At 57.9% G+C, this 23,222-nt stretch carries 24 protein-coding genes; 13 read left to right on the top strand and 11 right to left on the bottom strand.

Annotation, left to right across the window (positions count from 1 at the left end; all coding sequences use genetic code 11):
* Positions 1–10: 10 nt before the first annotated feature.
* Both tdh and ACR0NW_RS22060 read left to right on the top strand, forming a co-directional pair.
* Positions 11–1,039, top strand: a complete 1,029-nt coding sequence (gene tdh, locus ACR0NW_RS22055; protein WP_480452858.1) for an L-threonine 3-dehydrogenase — start codon at positions 11–13, stop codon at positions 1,037–1,039.
* An 89-nt stretch (positions 1,040–1,128) separates the two neighbouring features.
* The gene (locus ACR0NW_RS22060) at positions 1,129–1,776 is read left to right on the top strand and encodes a hypothetical protein (RefSeq protein ID WP_480452817.1); all 648 of its coding nucleotides are present in this window, start codon (positions 1,129–1,131) and stop codon (positions 1,774–1,776) included.
* 75 nt (positions 1,777–1,851) lie between these two features.
* Here ACR0NW_RS22060 and hutU read toward each other — a convergent pair whose 3' ends face one another.
* From hutU to hutI, 4 genes are read right to left on the bottom strand one after another with little or no spacing between them, the layout of a single operon-like run.
* A complete protein-coding gene (gene hutU, locus ACR0NW_RS22065; protein ID WP_480452819.1) occupies positions 1,852–3,534 on the bottom strand; it encodes a urocanate hydratase in 1,683 nt (560 codons plus the stop codon).
* Positions 3,531–4,349, bottom strand: coding sequence for an N-formylglutamate deformylase (gene hutG / locus ACR0NW_RS22070; protein ID WP_480452860.1), 819 nt, complete (start codon positions 4,347–4,349; stop codon positions 3,531–3,533). The genes hutU and hutG overlap by 4 nt, the downstream gene beginning before the upstream one ends.
* Positions 4,349–5,884: a histidine ammonia-lyase gene (gene hutH / locus ACR0NW_RS22075; RefSeq protein WP_480452820.1), complete on the bottom strand. Its 1,536-nt coding sequence runs from the start codon at positions 5,882–5,884 to the stop codon at positions 4,349–4,351. The genes hutG and hutH overlap by 1 nt, the downstream gene beginning before the upstream one ends.
* Positions 5,881–7,089: an imidazolonepropionase gene (gene hutI, locus ACR0NW_RS22080; RefSeq protein ID WP_480452822.1), complete on the bottom strand. Its 1,209-nt coding sequence runs from the start codon at positions 7,087–7,089 to the stop codon at positions 5,881–5,883. Before hutI ends, hutH begins: the two co-directional genes overlap by 4 nt.
* Before the next feature lie 81 nt (positions 7,090–7,170).
* Here hutI and ACR0NW_RS22085 point away from each other — a divergent pair, with 81 nt between their 5' ends.
* From ACR0NW_RS22085 to ACR0NW_RS22095, 3 genes are all read left to right on the top strand, one after another.
* On the top strand, positions 7,171–8,532 hold the full coding sequence (locus ACR0NW_RS22085) for a formimidoylglutamate deiminase (protein ID WP_480452823.1): 1,362 nt from the start codon (positions 7,171–7,173) through the stop codon (positions 8,530–8,532).
* A 16-nt stretch (positions 8,533–8,548) separates the two neighbouring features.
* Complete coding sequence (locus tag ACR0NW_RS22090) at positions 8,549–9,253, top strand: UTRA domain-containing protein (RefSeq protein WP_480452824.1); 705 nt, start codon at positions 8,549–8,551, stop codon at positions 9,251–9,253.
* 111 nt (positions 9,254–9,364) lie between these two features.
* Complete coding sequence (locus ACR0NW_RS22095) at positions 9,365–10,882, top strand: malonate--CoA ligase (RefSeq protein ID WP_480452826.1); 1,518 nt, start codon at positions 9,365–9,367, stop codon at positions 10,880–10,882.
* Here the strand turns inward: ACR0NW_RS22095 and ACR0NW_RS22100 are convergent.
* The 3 genes from ACR0NW_RS22100 to ACR0NW_RS22110 all read right to left on the bottom strand — a co-directional run bounded on the left by ACR0NW_RS22100 (position 10,869) and on the right by ACR0NW_RS22110 (position 14,549).
* Complete coding sequence (locus ACR0NW_RS22100) at positions 10,869–11,606, bottom strand: metallophosphoesterase family protein (RefSeq protein WP_480452827.1); 738 nt, start codon at positions 11,604–11,606, stop codon at positions 10,869–10,871. The genes ACR0NW_RS22095 and ACR0NW_RS22100 overlap by 14 nt on opposite strands.
* A gap of 120 nt (positions 11,607–11,726) precedes the next feature.
* The gene (serA, locus tag ACR0NW_RS22105; RefSeq protein WP_170656755.1) at positions 11,727–13,322 is read right to left on the bottom strand and encodes a phosphoglycerate dehydrogenase; all 1,596 of its coding nucleotides are present in this window, start codon (positions 13,320–13,322) and stop codon (positions 11,727–11,729) included.
* Between the two features lie 72 nt (positions 13,323–13,394).
* The gene (locus ACR0NW_RS22110; protein WP_480452829.1) at positions 13,395–14,549 is read right to left on the bottom strand and encodes a phosphoserine transaminase; all 1,155 of its coding nucleotides are present in this window, start codon (positions 14,547–14,549) and stop codon (positions 13,395–13,397) included.
* A 372-nt stretch (positions 14,550–14,921) separates the two neighbouring features.
* Here ACR0NW_RS22110 and serB point away from each other — a divergent pair, with 372 nt between their 5' ends.
* From serB to ACR0NW_RS22130, 4 genes are all read left to right on the top strand, one after another.
* Entirely contained in the window at positions 14,922–15,800 is an 879-nt protein-coding gene (serB, locus tag ACR0NW_RS22115) for a phosphoserine phosphatase SerB (RefSeq protein ID WP_480452831.1), read from the top strand.
* Positions 15,801–15,882: 82 nt separating this feature from the next.
* Positions 15,883–16,212 carry a metalloregulator ArsR/SmtB family transcription factor gene (locus ACR0NW_RS22120; protein WP_170656760.1) on the top strand — a complete coding sequence of 110 codons (330 nt, stop codon included), beginning with the start codon at positions 15,883–15,885 and terminating at the stop codon, positions 16,210–16,212.
* Entirely contained in the window at positions 16,200–16,628 is a 429-nt protein-coding gene (locus ACR0NW_RS22125) for an SRPBCC family protein (RefSeq protein ID WP_480452833.1), read from the top strand. The genes ACR0NW_RS22120 and ACR0NW_RS22125 overlap by 13 nt, the downstream gene beginning before the upstream one ends.
* A 24-nt stretch (positions 16,629–16,652) precedes the next feature.
* A complete protein-coding gene (locus tag ACR0NW_RS22130; RefSeq protein ID WP_480452835.1) occupies positions 16,653–16,967 on the top strand; it encodes a YciI family protein in 315 nt (104 codons plus the stop codon).
* A 15-nt stretch (positions 16,968–16,982) separates the two neighbouring features.
* Here the strand turns inward: ACR0NW_RS22130 and ACR0NW_RS22135 are convergent, their stop codons facing one another.
* Complete coding sequence (locus ACR0NW_RS22135; RefSeq protein WP_480452837.1) at positions 16,983–17,978, bottom strand: asparaginase; 996 nt, start codon at positions 17,976–17,978, stop codon at positions 16,983–16,985.
* A 177-nt stretch (positions 17,979–18,155) separates the two neighbouring features.
* Between ACR0NW_RS22135 and ACR0NW_RS22140 the strand changes: the two genes are divergently transcribed.
* A complete protein-coding gene (locus tag ACR0NW_RS22140; protein ID WP_480452838.1) occupies positions 18,156–18,689 on the top strand; it encodes an invasion associated locus B family protein in 534 nt (177 codons plus the stop codon).
* 87 nt (positions 18,690–18,776) lie between these two features.
* Here ACR0NW_RS22140 and ACR0NW_RS22145 read toward each other — a convergent pair whose 3' ends face one another.
* Entirely contained in the window at positions 18,777–19,220 is a 444-nt protein-coding gene (locus tag ACR0NW_RS22145) for a hypothetical protein (protein WP_480791950.1), read from the bottom strand.
* Between the two features lie 210 nt (positions 19,221–19,430).
* On the opposite strand from ACR0NW_RS22145, the gene ACR0NW_RS22150 reads away from it, so the two are divergent.
* The 3 genes from ACR0NW_RS22150 (at position 19,431) to ACR0NW_RS22160 (ending at position 21,924) form a co-directional block, all read left to right on the top strand.
* Positions 19,431–19,808, top strand: a complete 378-nt coding sequence (locus ACR0NW_RS22150) for a lysozyme inhibitor LprI family protein (protein WP_480452842.1) — start codon at positions 19,431–19,433, stop codon at positions 19,806–19,808.
* A 74-nt stretch (positions 19,809–19,882) separates the two neighbouring features.
* Entirely contained in the window at positions 19,883–21,070 is a 1,188-nt protein-coding gene (rlmN, locus tag ACR0NW_RS22155) for a dual-specificity RNA methyltransferase RlmN (RefSeq protein ID WP_480452844.1), read from the top strand.
* A 227-nt stretch (positions 21,071–21,297) separates the two neighbouring features.
* On the top strand, positions 21,298–21,924 hold the full coding sequence (locus ACR0NW_RS22160) for a cytochrome P460 family protein (RefSeq protein ID WP_480452846.1): 627 nt from the start codon (positions 21,298–21,300) through the stop codon (positions 21,922–21,924).
* Positions 21,925–21,946: 22 nt separating this feature from the next.
* Here ACR0NW_RS22160 and ACR0NW_RS22165 read toward each other — a convergent pair whose 3' ends face one another.
* Positions 21,947–22,288 (bottom strand): hypothetical protein, encoded by a 342-nt coding sequence (locus ACR0NW_RS22165; RefSeq protein ID WP_170656780.1) that lies wholly within the window; start codon positions 22,286–22,288, stop codon positions 21,947–21,949.
* Entirely contained in the window at positions 22,285–23,211 is a 927-nt protein-coding gene (locus tag ACR0NW_RS22170; protein WP_480452847.1) for a DnaJ C-terminal domain-containing protein, read from the bottom strand. Before ACR0NW_RS22170 ends, ACR0NW_RS22165 begins: the two co-directional genes overlap by 4 nt.
* Positions 23,212–23,222 lie beyond the last annotated feature (11 nt).

Raw genomic sequence — 23,222 nt, forward strand, 5'->3', positions numbered from 1 at the left:
TGCGAACACGATGAAGGCGCTGGAAAAGTCCAAACCTCAGGAAGGCCTGTGGATGGTGCAGGCTCCGGTCCCCGAAATCGGGCCGGATGAAGTCCTGATCCGTATCAACAAGACCGGTATCTGCGGCACGGACATCCACATCTGGAACTGGGATGACTGGGCTGCCTCAACCGTTCCTGTCCCGATGATTACTGGCCATGAATTCGCCGGTGAAATCGTCGAGATCGGGCGCAACGTGACCGGTCTGGACATCGGCCAGCGGTGTTCGGGCGAAGGGCATCTGATCACCACCGACAGCCGTCAGAGCCGTGCGGGCAAGTTCCATCTTGACCCCGGCACGCGCGGGATCGGTGTGAATGAACAGGGTGCTTTTGCTGAATACCTGAAACTGCCTGCCTTCAATGTGGTGCCCCTGCCGGATGATATTCCGGACGAGATTGGCGCCATTCTCGACCCATTGGGCAATGCCGTTCACACTGCACTCAGCTTTGATCTGCTGGGCGAGGATGTTCTGATCACGGGTGCAGGCCCTATCGGTATCATGGCTGCCGCGGTCGTTCGCCATGCGGGTGCCCGCCATGTGGTGATCACCGATATCAACGCAGACCGCCTGAAACTGGCTGAACACGTGGTGCCGACGGCACGCACGGTCGACGTGACCCGCGAAGATCTGCAGGATGTGATAGCCGAGCTCGAAATGACGCAAGGCTTTGACGTCGGGCTGGAAATGTCAGGTTCGCAGGCCGCGCTTGATCAGATGGTGGAGGCACTGGTGATGGGCGGCAAGATCGCCTTGCTCGGAATCCCACCGGGCAAATCTCCGGTGGACTGGTCCCGCATCGTGTTCAAGGCGATCACCATCAAAGGCGTCTATGGCCGCGAGATGTTCGAGACGTGGTACAAGATGATTGCCATGCTGCAAAACGGTCTGGATGTGAGCCGGGTGATAACGCATCGTTTCGGCGTGGACGACTTCGCGGAAGGCTTCAGGGCAATGAAGTCCGGGCTGTCAGGAAAGGTCGTGCTGGACTGGAACTGACGGGTGTGGCGGAAATCAAGCTTGGGGAATTCAGGATTTGTGGTACAATCGAGAGATGTGAGTTTTCACCCTGAGAAAAAGGTAGTGAAATGAGATTAATTCGTTCTGCTTCTTTCGCGCTTATTGCCTTGGCGCTTTTTGTCTTTTCCGCACCTTCTAAAGCGACCGCAACAACGATTACCTTTGACAGCCTTCCTTATATGGTAGTCGGACAACCGCTGGTCTATCAGGAATCTGGGTACGAGGTGACGCCGACAACGTCGGCAAGTTTCGGAAGCTTTGTAGGGAACGGGGTGCACATGGATGTTTGCTGTGGCCCTTTTTCAAGCGGGATTAACCTGAGCAATATCGCCGGAAGTCTGTTTTCCCTGTCGTCGCTGGACCTGCTGTTTTATTCGGGCGCAAGCTTTATCCCGCAGGATGAACATTTCATCTCGTTCACCGGCTATCGCAACAATTCTGTCGTTGCCTCTCTGACCGGTGGTTCTGGGCTGCCGGGCACTCTGAATTTCGGGGCGGCGTTTTCGGCGATCGACCGTCTGTTGATCAACACAAACATTCCGGCGACGCTGGCAACGGGATTTGGGCCGGACCTGCATTTCGATGTGGACAATATCGTCGTGAACACGATCGCTCCGGTTCCGCTACCGGCGGGCCTCTGGTCTTTGCTTGGCGGCCTCTCTGCGATCTTCATGCTGGCGTCGTTTACGCGGATAAGATCGCGCTCGTCCGGTTAAAGCAGAACATTCCATCCAAGATGGCAAAAGCGGTCACGTATGGGGCGGGCAGAGTCTGAACTCTGCCCCTTTTCGTTATCCCAAGATACCCGGCAAGCGCAGGCCATTCGCACGGGCACAGTCCTTGGCGATGTCATATCCCGCATCCGCGTGACGCCACACGCCCGAGGCCGGGTCGTTCCACAGAACCCGCTCCAGCCGCCGTGCGGCATCTTCGGTGCCATCGGCGCAGATCACGACGCCCGCGTGCTGGCTGAATCCCATGCCGACGCCGCCGCCGTGATGCAGCGATACCCATGTCGCACCCGACGCGGTGTTGATCAGCGCGTTCAACAGCGGCCAGTCCGACACAGCGTCCGAACCATCCAGCATCGCCTCGGTCTCGCGGTTGGGGCTTGCGACCGAACCCGAATCCAGATGGTCGCGGCCGATCACCACAGGGGCTTTCAACTCGCCATTGGCAACCATTTCGTTGAAGGCCAGACCGGCACGGTGCCGGTCGCCCAGTCCGATCCAGCAAATGCGCGCGGGCAGGCCCTGGAACGCGATACGCTCCTGTGCCATGTCGAGCCAGCGATGCAGGTGTTCATTCTCTGGGAACAGTTCTTTCATCTTGGCGTCAGTCTTGTAGATATCCTCGGGATCGCCCGACAGGGCGCACCAGCGGAACGGTCCGATGCCCTGACAGAACAGCGGACGGATATATGCGGGCACAAAACCGGGAAAGTCGAACGCGTTCTCCAACCCTTCGTCCAGCGCAACCTGACGAATATTGTTACCGTAATCCAGTGTGGGCACGCCCGCATTCCAGAAATCGACCATCGACGCGACGTGCTGTTTCATCGAAGCGCGCGCGGCCTTTTCCACCGCCTTGGGGTCTGTTTCCCGTTTCTCGCGCCATTCCCCCATGGTCCATCCCAGCGGCAAATAGCCATTGACCGGATCATGGGCCGAGGTCTGGTCGGTGACGATGTCCGGGCGCATACCTCCGGCCTGCATGCGACGGTAGATTTCAGGGAAAATTTCGGCGGCGTTACCCAACAGACCAACCGATTTGGCCTCGCCTGCCTTGGTCCAGCGGTCGATCATCTCAAGCGCTTCGTCCAGTGTCTCGGCCTTTTCGTCGAGGTACTTGGTGCGCAGGCGGAAATCAATCGACTCCGGGTTACATTCCACGGCCAGACAACACGCCCCGGCAAACACAGCTGCTAGTGGCTGTGCCCCGCCCATGCCACCCAGACCACCCGTCAGAATCCATTTGCCGGTCAGGTTACCGTCATAATGCTGGCGCCCGGCTTCGGCGAAGGTTTCGTAGGTACCCTGTACGATGCCTTGTGTCCCGATATAGATCCACGATCCGGCCGTCATCTGGCCGTACATCATCAGACCCTTTTTATCGAGCTCGTTGAAGTGATCCCAGTTGGCCCAATGCGGCACGATGTTGGAATTGGCGATCAGCACGCGCGGCGCATCTTTGTGAGTGCGAATAATCGCCACCGGCTTGCCGGACTGCACGATCAGAGTTTCGTCTTCTTCCAGATCCTTCAGACTGGCGACGATGGTGTCAAAATCGTTCCACGTGCGGGCCGCACGGCCAATGCCGCCGTAAACCACCAGCTCGTGCGGGTTCTCGGCCACATCAGGGTGCAGGTTGTTCATCATCATCCGCAAAGGCGCCTCGGTCACCCAGCTTTTGGCATTCAGCTCTGGGCCGGTGGGCGGAAAGACATCACGGGTATTTTTGCGCGGGTCGCTCATTTCAGGGCTCCTTTTTCGGTCAATGCGCCCGACAGGGCCAGGTCGCGAAGGCGTTCAAGCATCGTCTGCAAATGCAGGCGGAGGGTTGCTGCGCGGTCCTCCCGCCAATTCCAGGGTGGGGTTTCGTCCATATAGGCGCGTTGCGCGATCTCCATCTGGATCGCGTGTACCCCATGATCAGGGCGGCCATAGTGGCGGGTAGTCCAGCCACCCTTGAAACGGCCATTGAGAACTGAAGGCATGTCTGCCGCTTTACCCGCTACGCCGTGCACCACCTGTTCGATGGCCGGGTTGCAGGTCGTGCCATTGTTGGTACCGGTGTTGAAGACCGGCAACTCGCCATCGAAGAGAAAGGGGATCAGCGAGCGGATCGAGTGACAATCGAACAGGATCGCCACTCCATGCCTTGATCGCACCCGCTCCAGCTCCTGTTCCAGTGCGGTGTGATAGGGCGCGTGATAAGCCGCGCGGCGTTCCTCGATCTCATCTTCCGATGGCTCCTGACCTTCGGTCCAGATCGGCGTTCCATCGAAATCGGTGATCGGAACCAGTGTCGTGGTATTTTGGCCGGGATAAAGCGACACGCCCGCCGGGTCGCGGTTGGCGTCGATCACGTAGCGATGGATATGCGACTGCACTACGGTCACATCCGGCAAAAGCCCCTGATAGAGCCTGTTTATGTGCCAGTCCGTGTCCGCCAGACCGCGCCCGTTTTCGTTCAGGCGCGCGGCGATTGCATCGGGCACATAGGTGCCGCCATGCGGTTGCCCCAGCACGATGGGGCTATCACCGCGAAGAATATCGAACACCTGCATCATGCAAGCTCCGGCATGGGAATTCCGGCGGCCTGCAGGATTGCGCCGTCGCCGACCAGACGCCGTGCGGTTTCCAGTTCAGGGGCCAGATAGCGGTCTTCGGCCAGCGCCGGAATATCGGCCCTCAGCCGGGCGATGACCCGTTGCAGTGGTGCGCTGGTGGTCAGCGGCGCACGGAATTCTACGCCTTGCGCGGCGCACATCAGTTCGATGCCAAGAATGTAGTTCAAATTATTCACCATCCGCGACAACCGGCGCGCACCATGGGCGGCCATGGAAACGTGATCTTCCTGATTGGCCGAGGTCGGCGTGCTGTCCGTCACACAGGGATTGGCCAGATGCTTGTTCTCGCTCATCAGGGCTGCAGTGGTCACTTCAGCAATCATCAGCCCCGAATTCAGTCCCGGATCGGGGGTCAGGAAAGGTGGCAGATCAAAGCTCAGGGCCGGGTCCACCATCAGGGCGATGCGGCGCTGGGCAATTGCGCCGATCTCGGACACCGCAAGGGCGATCATGTCGGCGGCAAAACCAACGGGTTCTGCGTGGAAATTGCCGCCCGAAACGATGGCTTCGGGATCGGTCAGAACCAAGGGGTTGTCGGTGGCGGCATTGGCCTCGACCGTCAAAGTGGCTGCGGCCTGCCGTATCACATCCATCGCCGCGCCGGTGACCTGCGGCTGGCAGCGAATGCAATAAGGGTCCTGTACCCGTGTGTCGCCATCACGGTGGCTTTCACGGATCACCGAGCCGTCCAGTGTCGCCCGCATGGTGCCTGCGGCTTCGATCTGCCCGCGATGGCCGCGCAGAGAGTGAATTTCGGGCTGCAACGGCGCGGTCGATCCCATGATGGCATCGGTCGACGTTGCAGAAATGACCAGCGCGTTCTGGGCGGCACGCCATGCTTCGAACAACCCGGCCAGTGCAAATGCGGTCGAAAACTGGGTACCGTTGATAAAGGCCAGGCCTTCTTTCGGACCTAGCGGAATCGGCTCTAACCCGACCGATTTCAATGCCTCTGCGCCGGGCAGGACTTTGCCGTCAACCTCGGCCTCTCCAGCGCCGATGACCACAGCGGTCATATGGGCAAGCGGGGCAAGATCGCCCGATGCGCCCACCGAACCCTGTGCCGGGATCACCGGCGTCACGCCACGTGCCAGCATGTCCTGAAGCAGTTCGATCAGCTCCCAGCGCACGCCGGATGCACCCCGTCCGAACGACAGCAGTTTCAGCGACATCATCAACCGGGCCAGCCTCCGGGGCACGGCTTCGCCCACGCCACAACAATGACTGAGGATCAGGTTGCGTTGCAGGGTCGAGGTATCTTCGGGCGCGATCTTGTGGCTGGCAAGTTTGCCGAACCCGGTGTTCACGCCATAAACCGCAGTTTCGCCTGCAGCGGCCTCGGCGATCCGGTCCGCTGCTGCCTGAACGCGCGGTTTGCAGCTGCCGTCCAGAATGATCGGCGTTTCGTCCCAATAAATTCCGGCAAGCTGAGGCAGAGTGACGTTGCCCGGAGTGAGCGAAAGAGGGCTCATTGCGTGCCTCCAAAAATACGTTTGTGCAGAGGGTTAAAGCCGATGCGATAGGACAGCTCGGCCGGGTGTTCGATATCCCAGACCGCCAAATCGGCCCGTTTGCCTGCGGCGATGAACCCGGTATCGGTCAGGCCCAGCGCCCGGGCGGCTTCGCGGGTTACCCCGGCCAGCGCTTCTTCGGGTGTCATGCGGAACAGGGTGCAGGCCATGTTCATCGTCAGCAAAAGCGAGGTCATAGGCGACGAACCCGGATTGCAATCGGTTGCAAGCGCCATCGCTACCTTGTGGCGGCGCAGCAGATCAACGGGTGGCACCTGCGTTTCGCGCAACGTGTAGAACGCGCCCGGCAGGATTACCGCCACGGTGCCCGCATCGGCCATCGCCCGCACGCCGTCCTCGTCCAGATATTCGATGTGATCGGCAGACAATGCACCATACGATGCCGCCAGTTTTGCCCCGCCGAGGTTCGAAAGCTGTTCGGCATGAAGCTTGACGGGCAGGTCGAGCTCTTTCGCTACGTCAAAAACGCGCGCAATCTGTGTCGGATCAAAAGCGATCCCTTCGCAGAACCCGTCCACCGCATCGACCAGCCCTTCGGCATGGGCGGCGCGCAGGGTGGGGATACAAACCGCATCGATATAGGCGTCCGCCTGCTCCTTGTATTCAGGTGGTACAGCATGGGCGCCCAGAAAGCTGGTTTTTACACGCACAGGCCGAACTGCGGGAATGCGCCGGGCGGCACGCAGCATGCGCAGTTCGGTTTCCTGATCCAGCCCGTAGCCCGATTTGACCTCGATACAGCTCACCCCTTCGGCCAACAGGGCGTCGACCCTTCTCAGGGCGTCTTCAAGCAACTCGTCCTCGCTGGCGGCGCGGGTGCCATTGACGGTGGACAGGATGCCGCCACCTGCCCGGGCGATTTCTTCGTAGGATGCGCCGTTCAGGCGCATTTCAAATTCTACCGCGCGATTACCGCCGAAAACGACATGCGTATGTGCATCAATAAGCGCCGGTGTTACCAGCCGCCCGCCCACATCCTCGCGATCCCACTGGTCATACTCTTCTGGCAGTTCGTTCTGCGCACCGACCCAGACGATTCGCCCGTCGTTCATCGCAATCGCTGCGTCCTCGATCATCCCGTAAGGCAGAGATGTGCTGGCAAATGTCGCGATGCGGGCACCGCAAAGAACAGATTTTTTTGTCATGGCGATTCTTTTGGGCTCCCCCTGCGTGTGGTTTTTTCGTATACGGGTATAAATTTAAAGTCTACACAAAATGGAAATGCGATGGCGATCTATGCAAAAACCGGCCTGATAGGATCTGCTTGGGTTAAGGACCTGCGCGTCAGTGTTGTGGACGGGCACATCGCTGATCTTGAAACCGGGGTGTCGGCCCAGCCCGATGACACCTGTGTTGACGTGTTGTTGCCTGCGCTGGCGAACCTGCACAGTCACACCTTTCAGCGCGCCATGGCCGGAATGACTGAGGTTCGTGCAGCAGGTAAGGAAAGCTTCTGGACCTGGCGAACGTTGATGTACCGGTTTCTTGATCGCCTTACCCCTGACCAGATTCAGGCCATAGCCGCGCTGGTCTATATGGAGATGCTTGAGGCCGGATATGCCTCGGTTGGTGAATTTCACTATGTCCACCATCAACCGGGTGGCGCGCCTTACACGCATCTGTCGGAACTGAGCCAGCGTATCTTTGGCGCGGCGAACACAACCGGAATTGGCCTGACCCATTTGCCGGTGCTCTATACCTATGGTGGCGTGAATCAGGAGCCGCTTGCAGGTGGGCAACTACGGTTCAGCAACGATGTGGATCGGTTCCTGCGGCTGGTTGATGAATGCCGCTCTGCGCTGTCCACTGCGAACACGGATACGGCTGTCGGCATTGCGCCCCATTCCCTGCGCGCCACATCTCCGGACGATCTGAGGCAGGTGCTGGCACAGGTTCCGGACGGGCCGGTTCACATCCACATTTCGGAACAGGAAAAAGAAGTTGCCGATGTCAAAGCCAAGCTCGGGCAACGCCCTGTGGCATGGCTGTTGGACAACGTGGACGTGAACGCCAGATGGTGTCTGATTCATGCAACCCACATGACCGATGATGAGACAATTGCGATGGCCCGCTCGGGCGCCGTTGCGGGCCTGTGTCCGATTACCGAGGCCAATCTGGGCGATGGCATCTTCAACGGTTCGGTATATGTCGAAAGCAATGGTGCGTTTGGTGTAGGTTCAGACTCGAATGTGCGAATATCGCTGACCGAAGAGCTGCGAACACTGGAATACTCGCAACGTCTGCGGGACAAGGCGCGCAATGTTCTGGTGCCCGGCGAAGGGTCGGTCGGTCACACGCTTTACACCGGTGCCGCAAAGGGCGGGGCACAGGCGTTAGGGCGGCGGGCAGGCGAGATATCGGTGGGCAATCTGGCCGATCTTGTGGCCATAGACCGGGATCACCCATCGCTTTGCGCTTTGGCTGATCACCAGATTCTGGATGGGATTTCCTTCGCCGCGCCAGATACTGTTGTCACCGACGTCTGGGCCGCAGGTCGTCACATGGTGCGGGAAGGACGGCATATCGCGCGGGATACGATCATCCCTGCCTATCGCTCGGCAGTTGCTGACCTGCTGCAAGGCATCTAGGGCAAAGGCGGACCCCATGACACAGGCGAACGAAACCACAAGCTATCGCGACATCAAGCGGATCGCTCTTGATCGTATCCGTTCGGGGGAATGGCGCCCGGACTCCCTTCTGCCTAACGAACAGGAGCTGGCGGTCGAGTTCTCCTGCACTCGCACAACGGTAAACCGGGCCCTGCGTGAGCTGGCTGAGGAAGGTTACCTTGAGCGGCGCCGAAAAGCGGGGACTCGCGTCCTCAGCTCTCCGCAGCGTCAGGCCCGGTTCACCATCCCATTGGTTCGCGATGAGGTCGAAGCCGCAGGCGGTACCTACCGATATGCCCTCGTGGCGGCTGAAACGCAGGATGCGCCCGAGTGGCTGAGCGCACGACTAGTGCTGAGTGCAGGGCAGCAGGTTATGCACGTACGCTGCATGCATTATTCGGGAAACACGCCATTCCAGTACGAAGACCGCTGGATTGTGGTAGACAGTGTTCCCGAAGTGGCCACGGCGGATTTCACCGAAATGGGGCCCAACGACTGGCTGGTGCAGACAGTGCCATTTACCAATGTCGAACTGGCTTTTCTGGCCAGTCGTGCTGACGCCAATCTGGCCGGTTTCCTTGACGTCCCCGAGGGTGAGCCGGTTTTTACAGCCGAGCGTATCACCTGGCTGCAGGACCAGCCGGTCACATTTGCCAAATTCTATTTTGCTGCCGGATACCGGATGACGACTCAAATCTGAGTTCGCCCCGGGTTTTATTGGCGCGGGGTCTTTACCACCCCGAAAAACCGCGACACTTTCAAAGCCAATTGAACCGGTATGATCGGCAGGGCTTTGAGAAAGGAAAACGGGATGAGCAACCCGCTTTACGACCGTCTCTTCGGAATTCACTCCGGTAGGGAGACACCGTTTCTGCATCTGCCCGATGGTCAGGTCATCACTCATGCCCAGTTTCTGGATACCGCGGCCCGCATTGCCAATGCCCTGTCGGGTCTGGAACTGGATGCCGGGGACAGGGTGGCGGTGCAGGTCGAAAAGTCCCCCGAAGCACTGGCGCTCTATGCGGCCTGCGCCCTGTCGGGCCTGATCTTTCTGCCGCTGAATACAGCTTATACCGTCGATGAACTGACCTATTTCATCGAAAACAGCGGGGCATCTCTGGTGGTCTGTGATGAGGCACAAGAGGCAGGACTGTCACCCGTCGCAAAAACGCTTGGAGCCCAGATTGTCACGCTGAACGCCGATGGATCGGGCAGCCTGATGCGCCGCGCGCTGGGCATGTTGCCCGCTTTTGCCCCTGTCAAACGTGATGAGGATGATCTGGCCGCGTTCCTTTATACCTCGGGAACCACGGGCCGGTCCAAGGGGGCGATGCTGACACAGGCCAACCTGCTGTCGAATGCTGACACTCTGGTCAAAGAATGGCGCTTTACCAAAGACGACGTGCTGCTGCACGCCCTGCCGATCTTTCACACCCACGGGTTGTTCGTTGCAACCAACGTGGTTCTGGCCTCGGGCGGCTCGATGATCTTTCTGCCCAAATTCGATCAGGAGGATGTTCTGCGCCTGTTGCCAAAGGCTACGTCCATGATGGGCGTGCCGACTTTCTATACCCGCCTGTTGGGGGATGATCGTTTCGACAAGGAATTGTCGGCACACATGCGCCTGTTCATTTCCGGTTCCGCGCCACTTTTGGCCGAGACGCACATCCAGTTTGAAGAACGTACCGGGCATCGTATCCTTGAGCGCTATGGCATGACCGAAACCAACATGAACACGTCAAACCCGTATGAGGGCGAGCGTAGGGCAGGGACGGTTGGTTTCCCCCTGCCAGACGTCGAACTAAAAGTCACCGATCCCGAGACCGGCGAAACTCTTCAGCCGGGCGAGATCGGTATGATCGAGGTGCGCGGCCCGAACGTTTTCAAAGGCTACTGGCAAATGCCGGAAAAAACAGCGGATGAGTTGCGCGAGGACGGATTCTTTATCACCGGCGATCTGGGCCGCGTGGACGAGGATGGCTATGTCCACATTGTCGGGCGCGGCAAAGATCTGATCATCTCGGGAGGGTACAACATCTATCCCAAAGAGATCGAGTTGCTGCTGGACGAACAGCCCGGCGTGTTGGAAAGCGCCGTGATCGGCGTTCCACATGCCGATTTTGGCGAGACTGTTCTGGGTATTCTGGTGCCTGCAAAAGGACAGTCGCCGGATGTTGATACTGTCATGGCGGCCGTTCAACAGCGCCTTGCCCGGTTCAAGCATCCGCGCAAGCTGATCCTGCTTGATGAACTGCCCCGAAACACCATGGGAAAAGTGCAGAAAAATGTCCTGCGCGAAACCTACAAGGATCTGTTCAGGAACGGCTGAACCCCAAGGGCACACGCCCTTTTGGGGTTAATAGCCAGCAATCCCGCCCCTCGAACACGGCTGTCGCCAGGGGTCGACCATAGCCCGCACCGGCATCCAGGTTCACGCGGTTTCCGCAGTGTTCCGCATGCCTTGCAGGGGTATGCCCGTGAACGACCAGCCAGGGGTGCGGACGGATGTGATCTAGAAATTCATGTCTGATCCAGACCAGATCGTTTTCAGTCTGCGCCTCCAACGGTACTCCAGGGCGAATGCCCGCATGTACGAACAGCAAATCACCTTCCTGATGAAACGTCGGCAGCCCGTTCAGGAATTCGATATGGTTTGCGGGCACAGCCTCACGCGCCTGTTGGTGGATCTGAAATATGCGGTCCTTATCTGTCACATGGACGCCGTATGAGGCCAGGGTTTCGATCCCGCCGATACGTTCGTGAAGCCAGTGGTATCCAACCAGCAAGCAGGCGTCGTTGACGGGATAGTCGCGCATGAACATGGAAAACATCCGGTCATGATTGCCCAACAGGGTGATCCAGTTTCTTTTGGCCTGCTGGCCTTCGATCAGTAAATCCAGAACACTGCGGCTGTCCGGACCCCGATCCGTATAATCACCCAGAAAAACCACCCGTGCATCCGGGCCGCCATCGGCTTCGATCCGGCGCAACGCCTCCTCCAGCATGTCCTTTTGTCCGTGAATATCGCCGACTGCGTAGATGGGGGATGTCATGAGGTCACCATGGCCTTTGTGGATGCAGCCTTTGTGTCGGAAAAACACCGGCCAAAAAAGACTTCGCCCGCACCAAATGCAGCGCGGGCAAAGTTGTGTTCCGGATTTTCAACACACAGTTCAAATCACGTCGAACTCCAGCGGCTTGATTTGTGTGAACAGGCCGGTTTCGGCCAGTTTTGCCCGAGCTTCCGCAGGAACCGGTTCGTCCACATAGAGTAGCGCAATCGCCTCCCCACCGGCTTCGGCGCGGCCAAGGGTAAAGTTCGCGATGTTTACTCCATGTGTGCCCATGGTCTGACCCAGCGTACCGATGATGCCGGGCACATCCTCGTTGGTGGTGTAAAGCATGTGTGCTCCGACCTCGGCATCGATATTGATACCCTTGATCTGGATAAAGCGAGGCTTGCCGTCGCTGAACACCGTCCCACCGATCGACCGTTCGCGCTTGTCGGTCACAACGGTAACTTTGACATAGCCTTCGAACGCGCCGGATTTGTCCTGATTGGTCGTCGAAATCTTTATCCCGCGTTCCTTGGCCACGACCGGGGCCGAGACCATGTTCACCTCGGGGTTCGATTTTTTCATGATCCCGGCAACCACGGCGCAATTCAGCGCAGCAAGATTCATCTCGGCGGCAACGCCATCGTACAGAATGTTGATTGCCTGAATCGGTTCATCGGTCATCTGGCCGATAAAGCTGCCAAGGTGGCCGGCCAGCTTGATCCATGGCCCCATGATCTTGGCCTCTTCAGCGGTGACGCTGGGCATGTTCAGTGCATTTTCGACGGCGCCGGTGAGCAGATAGTTGGAAATCTGCTCAGCCACCTGCAGGGCAACGTTCTCCTGCGCCTCGGTGGTCGCGGCGCCCAGATGCGGTGTGCAGACGACATTCGGCAGATTGAACAACGGATTTTCCCGCGCCGGTTCTTCGCTGAACACGTCAAAGGCGGCACCGGCCACATGACCCGATTGCAGCATCTCAGACAGTGCCGCTTCGTCGACCAGACCGCCACGGGCGCAATTTATGATCCGAACGCCCTTTTTAGTCTTTGCCAGATTTTCCCGGCTCAGAATGTCGCGGGTCTGGTCGGTCAGTGGCACGTGCAGGCTGATGAAGTCGGCGCGTGCCAGCAACTCATCCAGTTCCACTTTCTCGACGCCCATCTGCTGCGCCTTCTCCTCGCCCAGATAGGGATCATAGGCGATGACCTTCATCTTCAGCCCCTGTGCGCGTTCACAGACGATACCGCCGATATTGCCCGCGCCGATCACGCCAAGGGTCTTGTTGGTCAGTTCGATCCCCATGAATTTGGACTTTTCCCATTTACCCGCCTGGGTCGAGGTGCTGGCCTCGGGAATTTGCCGCGCCACCGCGAACATCATCGCAATGGCATGCTCGGCAGTAGTGATCATGTTGCCGAAAGGTGTGTTCATGACGATCACGCCCTTCTTGCTGGCTGCGTCCTTGTCCACATTGTCTGTGCCAATGCCTGCGCGGCCAATGACCTTGAGGTTGTCCGCCTTGTCCAGAATGGTCGGTGTCACCTTGGTGGCCGACCGGATGGCGAGGCCGTCATACTGGCCGATGATTTCGGCCAGTTTTTCCTTGTCCTTACCGACATCGGGCAGAAAATCCACGTCGATACCGCGATCACGAAAGATCTGAACGGCGGTTTCGCTGAGCTTGTCGGATACGAGTACTTTCGGGGCCATTTCATTTGGTCCTTGATGAATGAGAGATATCCGGGCCTGATGCGGCCCGGAATTTTCGTCGCAATTTCTAGATCAGGCGGCTGCCGCCTGCGCTGCGATTTCGGCTTCGAAGGCCCATTCGAGCCAGGGCAGCATTGCCTCGATATCCGAGGTCTCAACCGTGCCGCCACACCAGACCCGCAATCCGGCAGGTGCGTCCCGATAGGCACCGATATCAAGCGCGATATTTTCCGCCTCAAGCCGTTTGGCGACAGCCTTGGCAAAGGCGGCACCGTCCTGAATGCGATCATCGGTGAATTTCAGGCACACGGAGGTGTTTGAGCGTGTGGCGGCATCTTCGGCCAGATTGGCGATCCAGCCGTGGCGTTCACAAAACAAATGAATCGCATTTGCGTTGGCTTCGGCACGGGCGATCAATCCTTGCAGGCCGCCTACTGAACGCGCCCAATCCAATGCGAACAGGTAATCCTCGACAGCCAGCATCGATGGCGTGTTGATGGTGGCGCCGGTAAAGATACCGTCGATCAGTTTGCCGCCTTTGGTCAGTCGGAAGATCTTGGGCAGTGGCCATGGGGGCGTGTAATTTTCCAGTCGTTCAACTGCGCGTGGGCTGAGGATCAGCATACCGTGCGCGGCCTCTCCGCCCAGAACTTTTTGCCAGCTGAATGTTGTGACATCCAGCTTGCCCCATGGCAGGTCCATGGCAAATGCAGCGCTGGTTGCATCGCAAATTGTCAGCCCCTGACGATCATCGTCGATCCAGTCGCCATTCGGGACGCGAACGCCCGATGTGGTGCCGTTCCAGGTAAAGACCACATCATTGGTGAAATCGACGGATGCAAGATCGATAATCTGCCCATAGTCCGCGGTTTTGACCTCGGCTTCGATTTTCAACTGCTTGACCACATCGGTTACCCAGCCCGCGCCAAAGCTTTCCCAGGCCAGCATCTCGACCTTGCGCGCGCCGAGCAGCGACCACAGCGCCATCTCGACGGCTCCTGTGTCCGAAGCTGGAACGATGCCGATCTTGTAGTCCGCCGGAATGCCAAGCACCTCGCGCGTGCCCTCGATGGCGGCCTTCAGCTTGTCTTTGCCGACAGCGGCGCGGTGCGAACGACCCAGCGCGGCATCAGCCAGTTTGCTCAAATCGAATGTGGGGGGTTTGGCGCAGGGGCCAGAAGAAAAACGCGGATTGGCCGGCCGCGTTGCCGGTTGTTCGATAGTCATCTGTATTACCCTTCCAGATACACGCCCCTCGTTGGGGAGGGGTGTCCCACGACCAGAGCTAGGCCGCTGCGTTGCGGCGCGCAAGCCGGAAATGGACAAAATTCGCCGCTTTGGCGTTCAAATCCGACGCGGGTGACTATCATCGGAAACTTGTGTTCCGGGTACTGGCTGACCGTGAATGGTTTCGGTTTCGATACTCTTTGAGCCTCTGCGCGGGAGAAAACCGTTCTTGTTCAAATATTTGCCCTTCTTCTGAAAAGGGGGTGCTGGGCCACTCCCGGCGGTCTTTCAGTTACAAGGCGGATGTATTTCAAATACTGGCGATTTTTCTGCGTCTGCGGTATGCGCAGGCAAAGAAACAGGAGAATCCCGATGTATGTCGCCACCCTGCTGACCGATCCCGCTGCACCCTCTTTGGACCCGGCTTTGGTCGACTCTCTCCGCAACGCATGGGGTGGTGGCGACGTGCTATGGTTGAGTGCCAATGAGGCGGCAGAATTCCCGCTGGACGCCCCACCAGCCAATCAATGGGATGTCTGGTCCGACCTTCAGGAGTTGGGGGTTGATCTGATCGTGCAGCCCGCAGGGGGTCGGCGCAAACAAATGCTGCTGGCGGATATGGACAGCACCATGATTCAACAGGAATGCATCGACGAACTGGCGGACGAGGCGGGCGTCGGCGATCATGTGAAAGACATCACAGCGCGCGCGATGAACGGAGAGCTGGATTTCGAAGGTGCCTTGATCGAACGGGTTGGTCTGCTCAAGGGGCTTGATGAGACGGTCATCGCCCGGGTGATTTCCGACAGAATCACATTGATGCCCGGCGGTCGGGAACTGGTCGCGACCATGCGTGCCAAGGGTGGGTATGCGGCTTTGGTTTCGGGGGGGTTCACTGCCTTTACGGCCAGTGTGGCGGGAACTTTGGGTTTTGACGAAAACAGGGCCAACACGCTGCTTGTCGAAGACGGAAAGCTGAGCGGTGATGTTCAGCGCCCGATTTTAGGGCGGCAAGCCAAGATCGAAGCGTTGGAGCAGATTACTGCTCGGCTCGGCATTTCGGAAACAGACGTAATCGCAGTCGGGGATGGGGCAAACGATCTGGGCATGCTGGGCCGCGCGGGCACCGGGGTTGCCCTGCATGCCAAGCCTTCGGTTGCCGAGCAGTGTGAGGTTCGGGTCAATCATGGAGATCTGACCGCTCTCTTGTATTTGCAGGGTTATACTCGCGAGGAATTTGTCGGGCGATAACACTCTTCCGCAAAAGCTCTTTTCGGAAGGTATAGAAGAATTTGGGGTTCCCATTATTTAACGTATATGTTAAATAATGGATATGACTCAACTTGTTTCCGCTTTTTCGGCACTCTCCGACCCCACGCGATTGGCTATCGTCGAACAATTGATGGCTGATGGGGAACTGCCTGCGGGTGATCTGATCGAAGGCAAAGGCATGTCAGGTGCTGCCGTTTCGCGCCATCTGAAAGTTCTGCGTGAGGCGGGGTTGGTCCGTCAGCGCGCCAAAGGGCCCCAGCGGCTGTATTCAATCCAGCCCGAGGGGCTGCGCGCGATTGCTGACTGGGCGATTTCCAAACGTGAGTTTTGGGAAACAAGCCTCGATCGTTTGGGTGCGATACTTAAGGGGGAAAATACGTGGCCGACCTGAGAATGGAGTGGGAGTTTCCCGTAAGTCCCGATCATCTGTTTGCATGGGTCAGCGATGGCCCGAAACTTTTGCAATGGTGGGGGCCCGAAGGGATGCACGTGCCCGAGCATGATTTGGATTTCTCGCGTACCGGGCCGTGGTATTCGGTAATGGAAAACGGTGAAGGCCAGCGTTTCAAGGTGTCTGGCCATGTCACGCATGTGAATGCGCCCAGATCGATCGGTTTCACCTGGGCCTGGCATGACGAGAATGACAGTCGCGGCGATGAAAGCCACGTGACATTCACGGTCGAGGCAACCGACAACGGCGCGCGATTGGTTCTGGATCACCGCGAGCTGGGCGATGATGAGATCAGCAAAAACCACGAAATGGGCTGGACCTCGTCGCTGCGCAAACTTGAGGCCGCAATCACATAAATTTTCATCAAGGGAGGTAAGACAATGCCGGAATTCGTTTTTGCATATCACGGGGGCAAAGCGCCCGAGAGCCCGGAAGAGGGCAAAGAGGTCATGGCCGCCTGGGAGGCATGGTTCAAGAATATGGGCGAAGCGGTGGTGATCCCCGGCGCCCCGGTTGGCATGTCAAAAACTGTCAGTGCCACCGGCGTTGCCGATGATGGCGGTGCCAATCCGATCTCGGGCTATTCGGTGGTCAAGGCCGCTGATATCGGAGCGGCGACTGAAATGGCCAAAGGTTGCCCGATGGTCGTTTCGGGCAACGGTTCGGTCGAAGTGGCCGAAATCATGGAAATGTAAGACCCGGACCGGCTGCTACAGGAACCCGGCAGCCGGTTTGATCATCCCGCATTCAATGCCGCGCCGACTGTATAGCGGTGCATTCATGAATTTCCGCGTGGCAGGGTGTTCGGCGTCCAGAACACCCAAACTCACCAGTATCGCAGCTATCGCGCACTCACTGGCGCGGGTTGTTCCATCTGTGACTTTGAGTGCCACACCCAGTCGTTTTTCAGGGACGATGGCCACAAACACAGCCTCGGCCCCGGTTTTGATCGCGGCGCGGCCATTCATGGCGCGCATCAGTTCCGTGCATGCGCGCCCTTCGCCAGCTACCAGTTCGGGGTGCTTCATCATCGCGGCTGTCAGCTGTTCTGCGGCGGCACTCTGGCGATCCGACCGGCTGGCGGCAGAGGCGAACCACGCCATCGACCGCGCAAGCCCAGTCAGAGACGTGGCAAAGTTCGGCGCGGAACACCCGTCGATCCCGTAACAGGGGCTGGTCTCGTCGGTGGTTTCTTCAAAAGCGGACAGACAGGCCTGTTGGACCGGATGATCGATCCCCAGATATTCCGGCCCGGCCCCCATATGCTGTGCCACTGTCAGAAAACCCGAATGCTTACCCGAGCAATTGTTGTGCAGCTGGCAGGGGGTATCATCGGCCAGGATCAACCCGTCGCGCGCGGCCATGTCCGAAGGCTCCTGTGGGCCGCAGCGCAGATCTTCATCGTGCAGACCCAGGTGGTCCAGCCAGGCGGTTACACGGTCGGTGTGAATGGCGGCCCCGCTGTGCGAGGCGCAGGCTAGCGCCAGATGCTCGGTCCCCAATCCGTATTTGGCGGCGGCACCAGAGGTGATCAGGGGCAGCGCCTGAATCATCTTGGCGGACGAGCGGGGATAGATTGTCGCGTTCGGATCGCCCCAGCTTTGCACGACTTGTCCGGTGTCATCGCATATCACCGCATGACCCAAATGCAGACTCTCCAGCAGTGGTCCTCGCCACACCTCGGTCATTGGTACCGGCTGCGTCATGTCGTCCCCCCATTTGTTGCGCGAATTTCTGCCAATCGCCCTTTCACCGGTGGCGAAAACTGCGATAGTGTGTGTATGTCGGCAAACGATGGGATGCGCAACATGAGACGGGTCAGTCAGAGCCTGCAAGCGCACCTTGGCATCTTGAGGTATGGGTCGAGCTAGGAGGCTGGACAGATGGGATCGAACCTAGTCCGTGTGATCGCGGGTCTTTGCATGGTCGGAATGGCCACAACTGCAATCGCACAGCAGGCGACAAGCACCAATCGGGTCGCGGCGAAAACCGACTGGAGCGTCTTTGTCGAAGACGACCCCACCGAATGCTGGAGCGTGTCGGCTCCCAAGGAAACCGTGAACACGCGCGGCGGCCGTGTTGTTTCGGTGCGCCGCAGTGACATTCTGCTGTTCGTCTTTTATCGGCCCAAGGCCGAAGTGAAGGGGCAGGTGACCTTTACTGGCGGCTATCCTTTTGCGCCGGGTTCCACCGTCAATCTGGCCGTTGACGGCAGCGAATTCGAGTTGTTCACCGAAGGCGAATGGGCCTGGCCTGCGACGGCGGCCGACGATGCCAAGATCGTCACGGCGCTGAAACGCGGCACTGAGGCTGTCCTGACCGCCCGCTCTGCGCGCGGCACACAAACCAAGGACACCTTCTCGCTGCTGGGCTTCACCGCCGCGATCGAGGACGCCGAAAAGCGCTGTAGCAACTGAGGCACTTACCGGGTTAAGTTTGCAAGCCCCGTCCAGTGAGGCGGGGCTTTTTTGTTGAGTTGTGCCGGGGATTTTTGTCTTTCGTTGTCAAACAATTTCGATCTGACACGTACCTAGGTACACATCTACTGCCGGAATAACTCGCGCGTCGGCATACTGGATCGTCAAGGTTGCAGGCGGGGAATTAGGATCATAACCTTCTGGGTGAGGCAGGAAGAAATCCTTGTGGATGACAAGCGTATAAACGTTCGAAATAAACGAGGCCGCAAAGGCTATTGTAGGTGAATGATTGGCTGGGTTGCGAAGAAACAACGCATCCAAATCCTGCCCGTTGATTTCAAATTGGACTTGATCATGGGCATTAATTTCGACGCTTGCGCGGATCGCCTTTTCTTTCCCGTTGTTGAGGGTGCAATCGAATACAAATCTCGCTTCTTTGTCCTCCTCGCTGTTCGCGGCTGAACTTATGAGAAGGATGCATGTAAAAGCCGCTCCAATCAGGCGTTTCGAGAGCTTTTTGAACGGTATCACCAATGTTCAGTCAATCCTTCTGGTTGGTTGTAACAACAAAGCATAAATGGGGAAGTCGCAGGGATGTCAATTTGGGCTCAAACCCGACGAGTTCTGCACGGTGAAGAAAGTCCCGGTTCGGTTTCAACGATACATCCAAGTGCCGAAAAGGTTATATGTGCTGTTGGTCGCCATGAACTAGATCACTGCAGATTCCAAAGGATTACAGACATGCGTTTCATTCTGCCGCTTATTTTTTTCCCATTGGTCGCGCAGGCCGATCCGTCACTTGAATGCAGCGATGCCGGTTCTCAGGTCGAGATTGGTGAATGTGTGAGCCGCGCTGAAGAACGTGTGGAAGCCGCTTTGGGCATCGCGCTGGAAATCGCCGTCGCTGCGGCGAAAGAACTGGATGAGGTGACAGGACGTGTAACCGCCTTACCCGCTCTGGATGCCGCCCAAAACACATGGTCCGCGTATCGAGATGCGCAATGTGATGCCGTGGGCGCCTCTTACGGTGGCGGGTCGGGTACGGGCATCGCCATAACATCCTGTAGGATCGAACTGGGGCGGTTGCGGGTCAAAGAGCTGATGCAATTGGCGCAATAGGTGCGAATTCTTTTGATCTTTGCGCGCGATCCTATATAGAGGCGCATCCCAAGCCAGAATCCTCGAGTCTCGCCATGTCTGCCAAAGCGCCGATCACACAAGATGTCATGACCATCCCCCGCAAATTGCCTGAGGGGAAAATCAACCTCGTCGGTCTGACACGGGATCGCTTGCGCGAGGTGCTGATCGAACATGGCACGCCCGAGAAACAGGCCAAAATGCGAACGGGGCAGATCTGGCAATGGATCTATCAATGGGGTGTGCGCGACTTTGCGGAAATGACCAACCTTGCCAAGGCGTATCGCGCGCAACTGGCCGAACAGTTTGTGGTCGAAATCCCTGAGGTGATAACCCGTCAGGTCTCTGAGGACGGTACACGGAAATATCTGGTCCGCATCGCGGGCGGGCATGAGGTCGAGGTTGTCTATATTCCCGAGGACGACCGGGGTACGCTTTGTATCTCGTCGCAGGTTGGATGCACTCTGACCTGTTCGTTCTGTCATACAGGCACTCAGAAACTTGTACGAAACCTGACATCTGCGGAAATTGTGGGTCAGATCATGATGGCGCGTGACGATCTTGAGGAATGGCCCGTACCGGGCGCACCCAAGAACGAAACCCGCCTTTTGTCCAACATCGTCCTGATGGGCATGGGCGAGCCGCTGTACAATTTCGAGAATGTACGCGACGCGATGAAGATCGCCATGGACCCCGAGGGCATTTCTCTTTCGCGCCGTCGGATCACACTATCGACTTCGGGCGTCGTGCCCGAGATTGCGCGCACGGCTGAGGAGATCGGGTGCCTGCTGGCAATCTCGTTTCACGCGACCACGGATGAAACTCGCGATGTGCTGGTGCCGATCAACAAGCGCTGGAATATCGAAGAGCTTTTGCAGGCGCTGGCCAGCTATCCCAACGCGTCGAATTCCGAGCGTATCACCTTTGAATACGTGATGCTGGATGGCGTAAATGACAGCGATGAGGACGCCCACCGCCTGATCGAACATATTAAGCGGCACAACATCCCGGCCAAGATAAACCTGATCCCGTTCAACGAGTGGCCGGGCGCGCCTTACAGGCGCAGCTCGAACAATCGTATTCGGGCATTTGCGAATATCATCTATCAGGCGGGTTATGCCTCGCCCATCCGCAAAACGCGGGGCGAAGATATCATGGCCGCCTGCGGTCAGTTGAAATCGGCCACCGAGCGCGCGCGAAAGTCCCGCAAGCAGATCGAGGCAGAGACAGGGCTAAGCAACTAGGGAGCAAAACATTAAGATTTTTCTGTCTGAGGGAAGACAGGTGTCTTTTGAGCTCTCATTTTGGTATATCTGATTTTGTATAGGGCCTGCGGGCGCTGGGGATCACTCGTGCACACAAGGCGGTGAGACGTTCGGCTGACGTATGGTCAGGTGTGTGGTGGCCGCTATTGTTCTGTCGTGGCGCGCCATAAAGTATTAGGCGAACCTTAGGTCAGGTGGGCCAAAACATGATTGTAAACGGAAAGAACTCTGTCGGGCTGATCATTGCAACTCTATTGGCTGTGTTAACCCTTGGGTCGACCGCAAACGCGCAATCACAGGTCCCCGAGGCCCATATCGCTATCGAGAACCCGGCAGAGTTATCAAAGGACGAAGCCCTGAAAATCTATGAGGAGTTGATGGGGCGCATGGGCCGGGGGTATGCGGCGGCCCGGCTGGATATCCTTTCGAACTATCAGAAATGGCCACTGTTCAACGATGCACCCTACATCTCGGCCACTCACGGGCAACGCTATGTCAACAGTTATGCAAACCGGGTCGCGCACAACTATGGAACCCTGAAAGAGGGTGAAAAGCTGCCGGTGGGCACAGTTCTGGCCAAGGACAGCATCACTGTTACCGATGAAGGACATGTTCATCCCGGGGCATTGTTTGTCATGGAAAAACTGCCCGAAGGTGAAAGCCCGGATACCGCTGACTGGCGTTACATCATGGTTATGCCGGACGGGTCGCTTTTTGGCGATACACTCGGAAACCGCAGCGCTGCAGTAACATACTGCCACGATTGTCACGAGGCGGTGGCCGACCGGGATTATACCTTCTTCGTTCCCGAAGAATATCTGGTTGGCGATTAAGAAGTGCTTTTCGTGATTGCCACTATCGCCTGAAGCGCGCGGCCCCGATGGCTTTGGCTAGATTTTCCTGCACCGTGTTAGGCTGCGCTTCAACAGCATTCAGGACCTCCCGCAACTCTGCGCGCAAACAGTGCATCTGGTCGATCAGCGAGATCATCATCGACAGCGCGTCCGCCTCCATCTCGTACTGATCGTGCAACTCGCAGGCCAGCTCCAGCCGAGCTACATCCAGACTTTGATAGACCATACCCTGCTCTGACTGCTGGGGTATCACGATTTCCGCGGCAAGGTATTCGGTCAGACGTTCCGGGGTCAGGCGTACAACCGTCGCGACGAGTTCCTCTTCGGTGAAATAGCGGATCATGACGACAGTCCTTTCCGGGGATCGTAGGAGTGCGTTTCGCGCCAGGTTTCCATGAATTCTTTCAGGTCAGTGTCGATATCCGGGGGCATGGTTACGGTCAGTTCAATCAACTGGTCTCCACGCTCGGGCGAGCCACGCTTTTTCACGCCTTTGCCGCGCAGGCGCAGCGTCTTTCCGCTGCTGGTTCCCGCAGGAACGGTCACGCCGACCTTTCCATCGATGGTGGGCGCAGGAACCTTTCCACCCAGAATGGCCTCGTCAATTGTTATCGGCAAAGTGATGTGAATGTCATTTCCGTCACGGCGAAAAACCGGGTGGTCGGTGACAGAGATCGTGACCAGAGCATCCCCCGGCGGACCATCGCCGAATCCGGGATCGCCCTTGCCCTTCAGGCGGATGGTCTGACCCTCGGTTATGCCTGCCGGAATTTTCACTTCGATGCGGTTTCCGTCCGGCAGGGTTAGCTTCTGGCTGGCGCCAAAGACGGAATCCAGAAAACTGATCTGCAGCGCATACTGGCGGTTGTGGCCGGGTGCATGAAATCCGTAACTTTCGCGTTGCCCATGTCCAGACCGGCCACGCATGAATTCGGCAAAAATGTCTGACATGTCATCCTGATCACCCGGTCCGGGACCAGAGCGATAGGGGTTGCCAGCCGCTTCTGCATAGTCGCGGTAATAGTGCTGTTGCGGGCGTTCCTGACCCGAGGCGTCAATCTCACCCCGATCATATCGCGCGCGGTTTTCGGGGTCTTTCAGCAGATCATAAGCAGCAGCCGAAGCCTTGAAACGTGCTTCGGCCTCGGCGTCACCGGGCTTCAGATCCGGATGGCATTCCTTGGCAATGCGCCGATAGGCTTTCTTGATTTCGGCGTCGGTCGCATCCTTTGAAACGCCCAGAACCGAATAGGGGTCGTCGCTCATCCCAGCCTCGC

The organism is Ruegeria sp. CF5 (genome assembly GCF_056537325.1).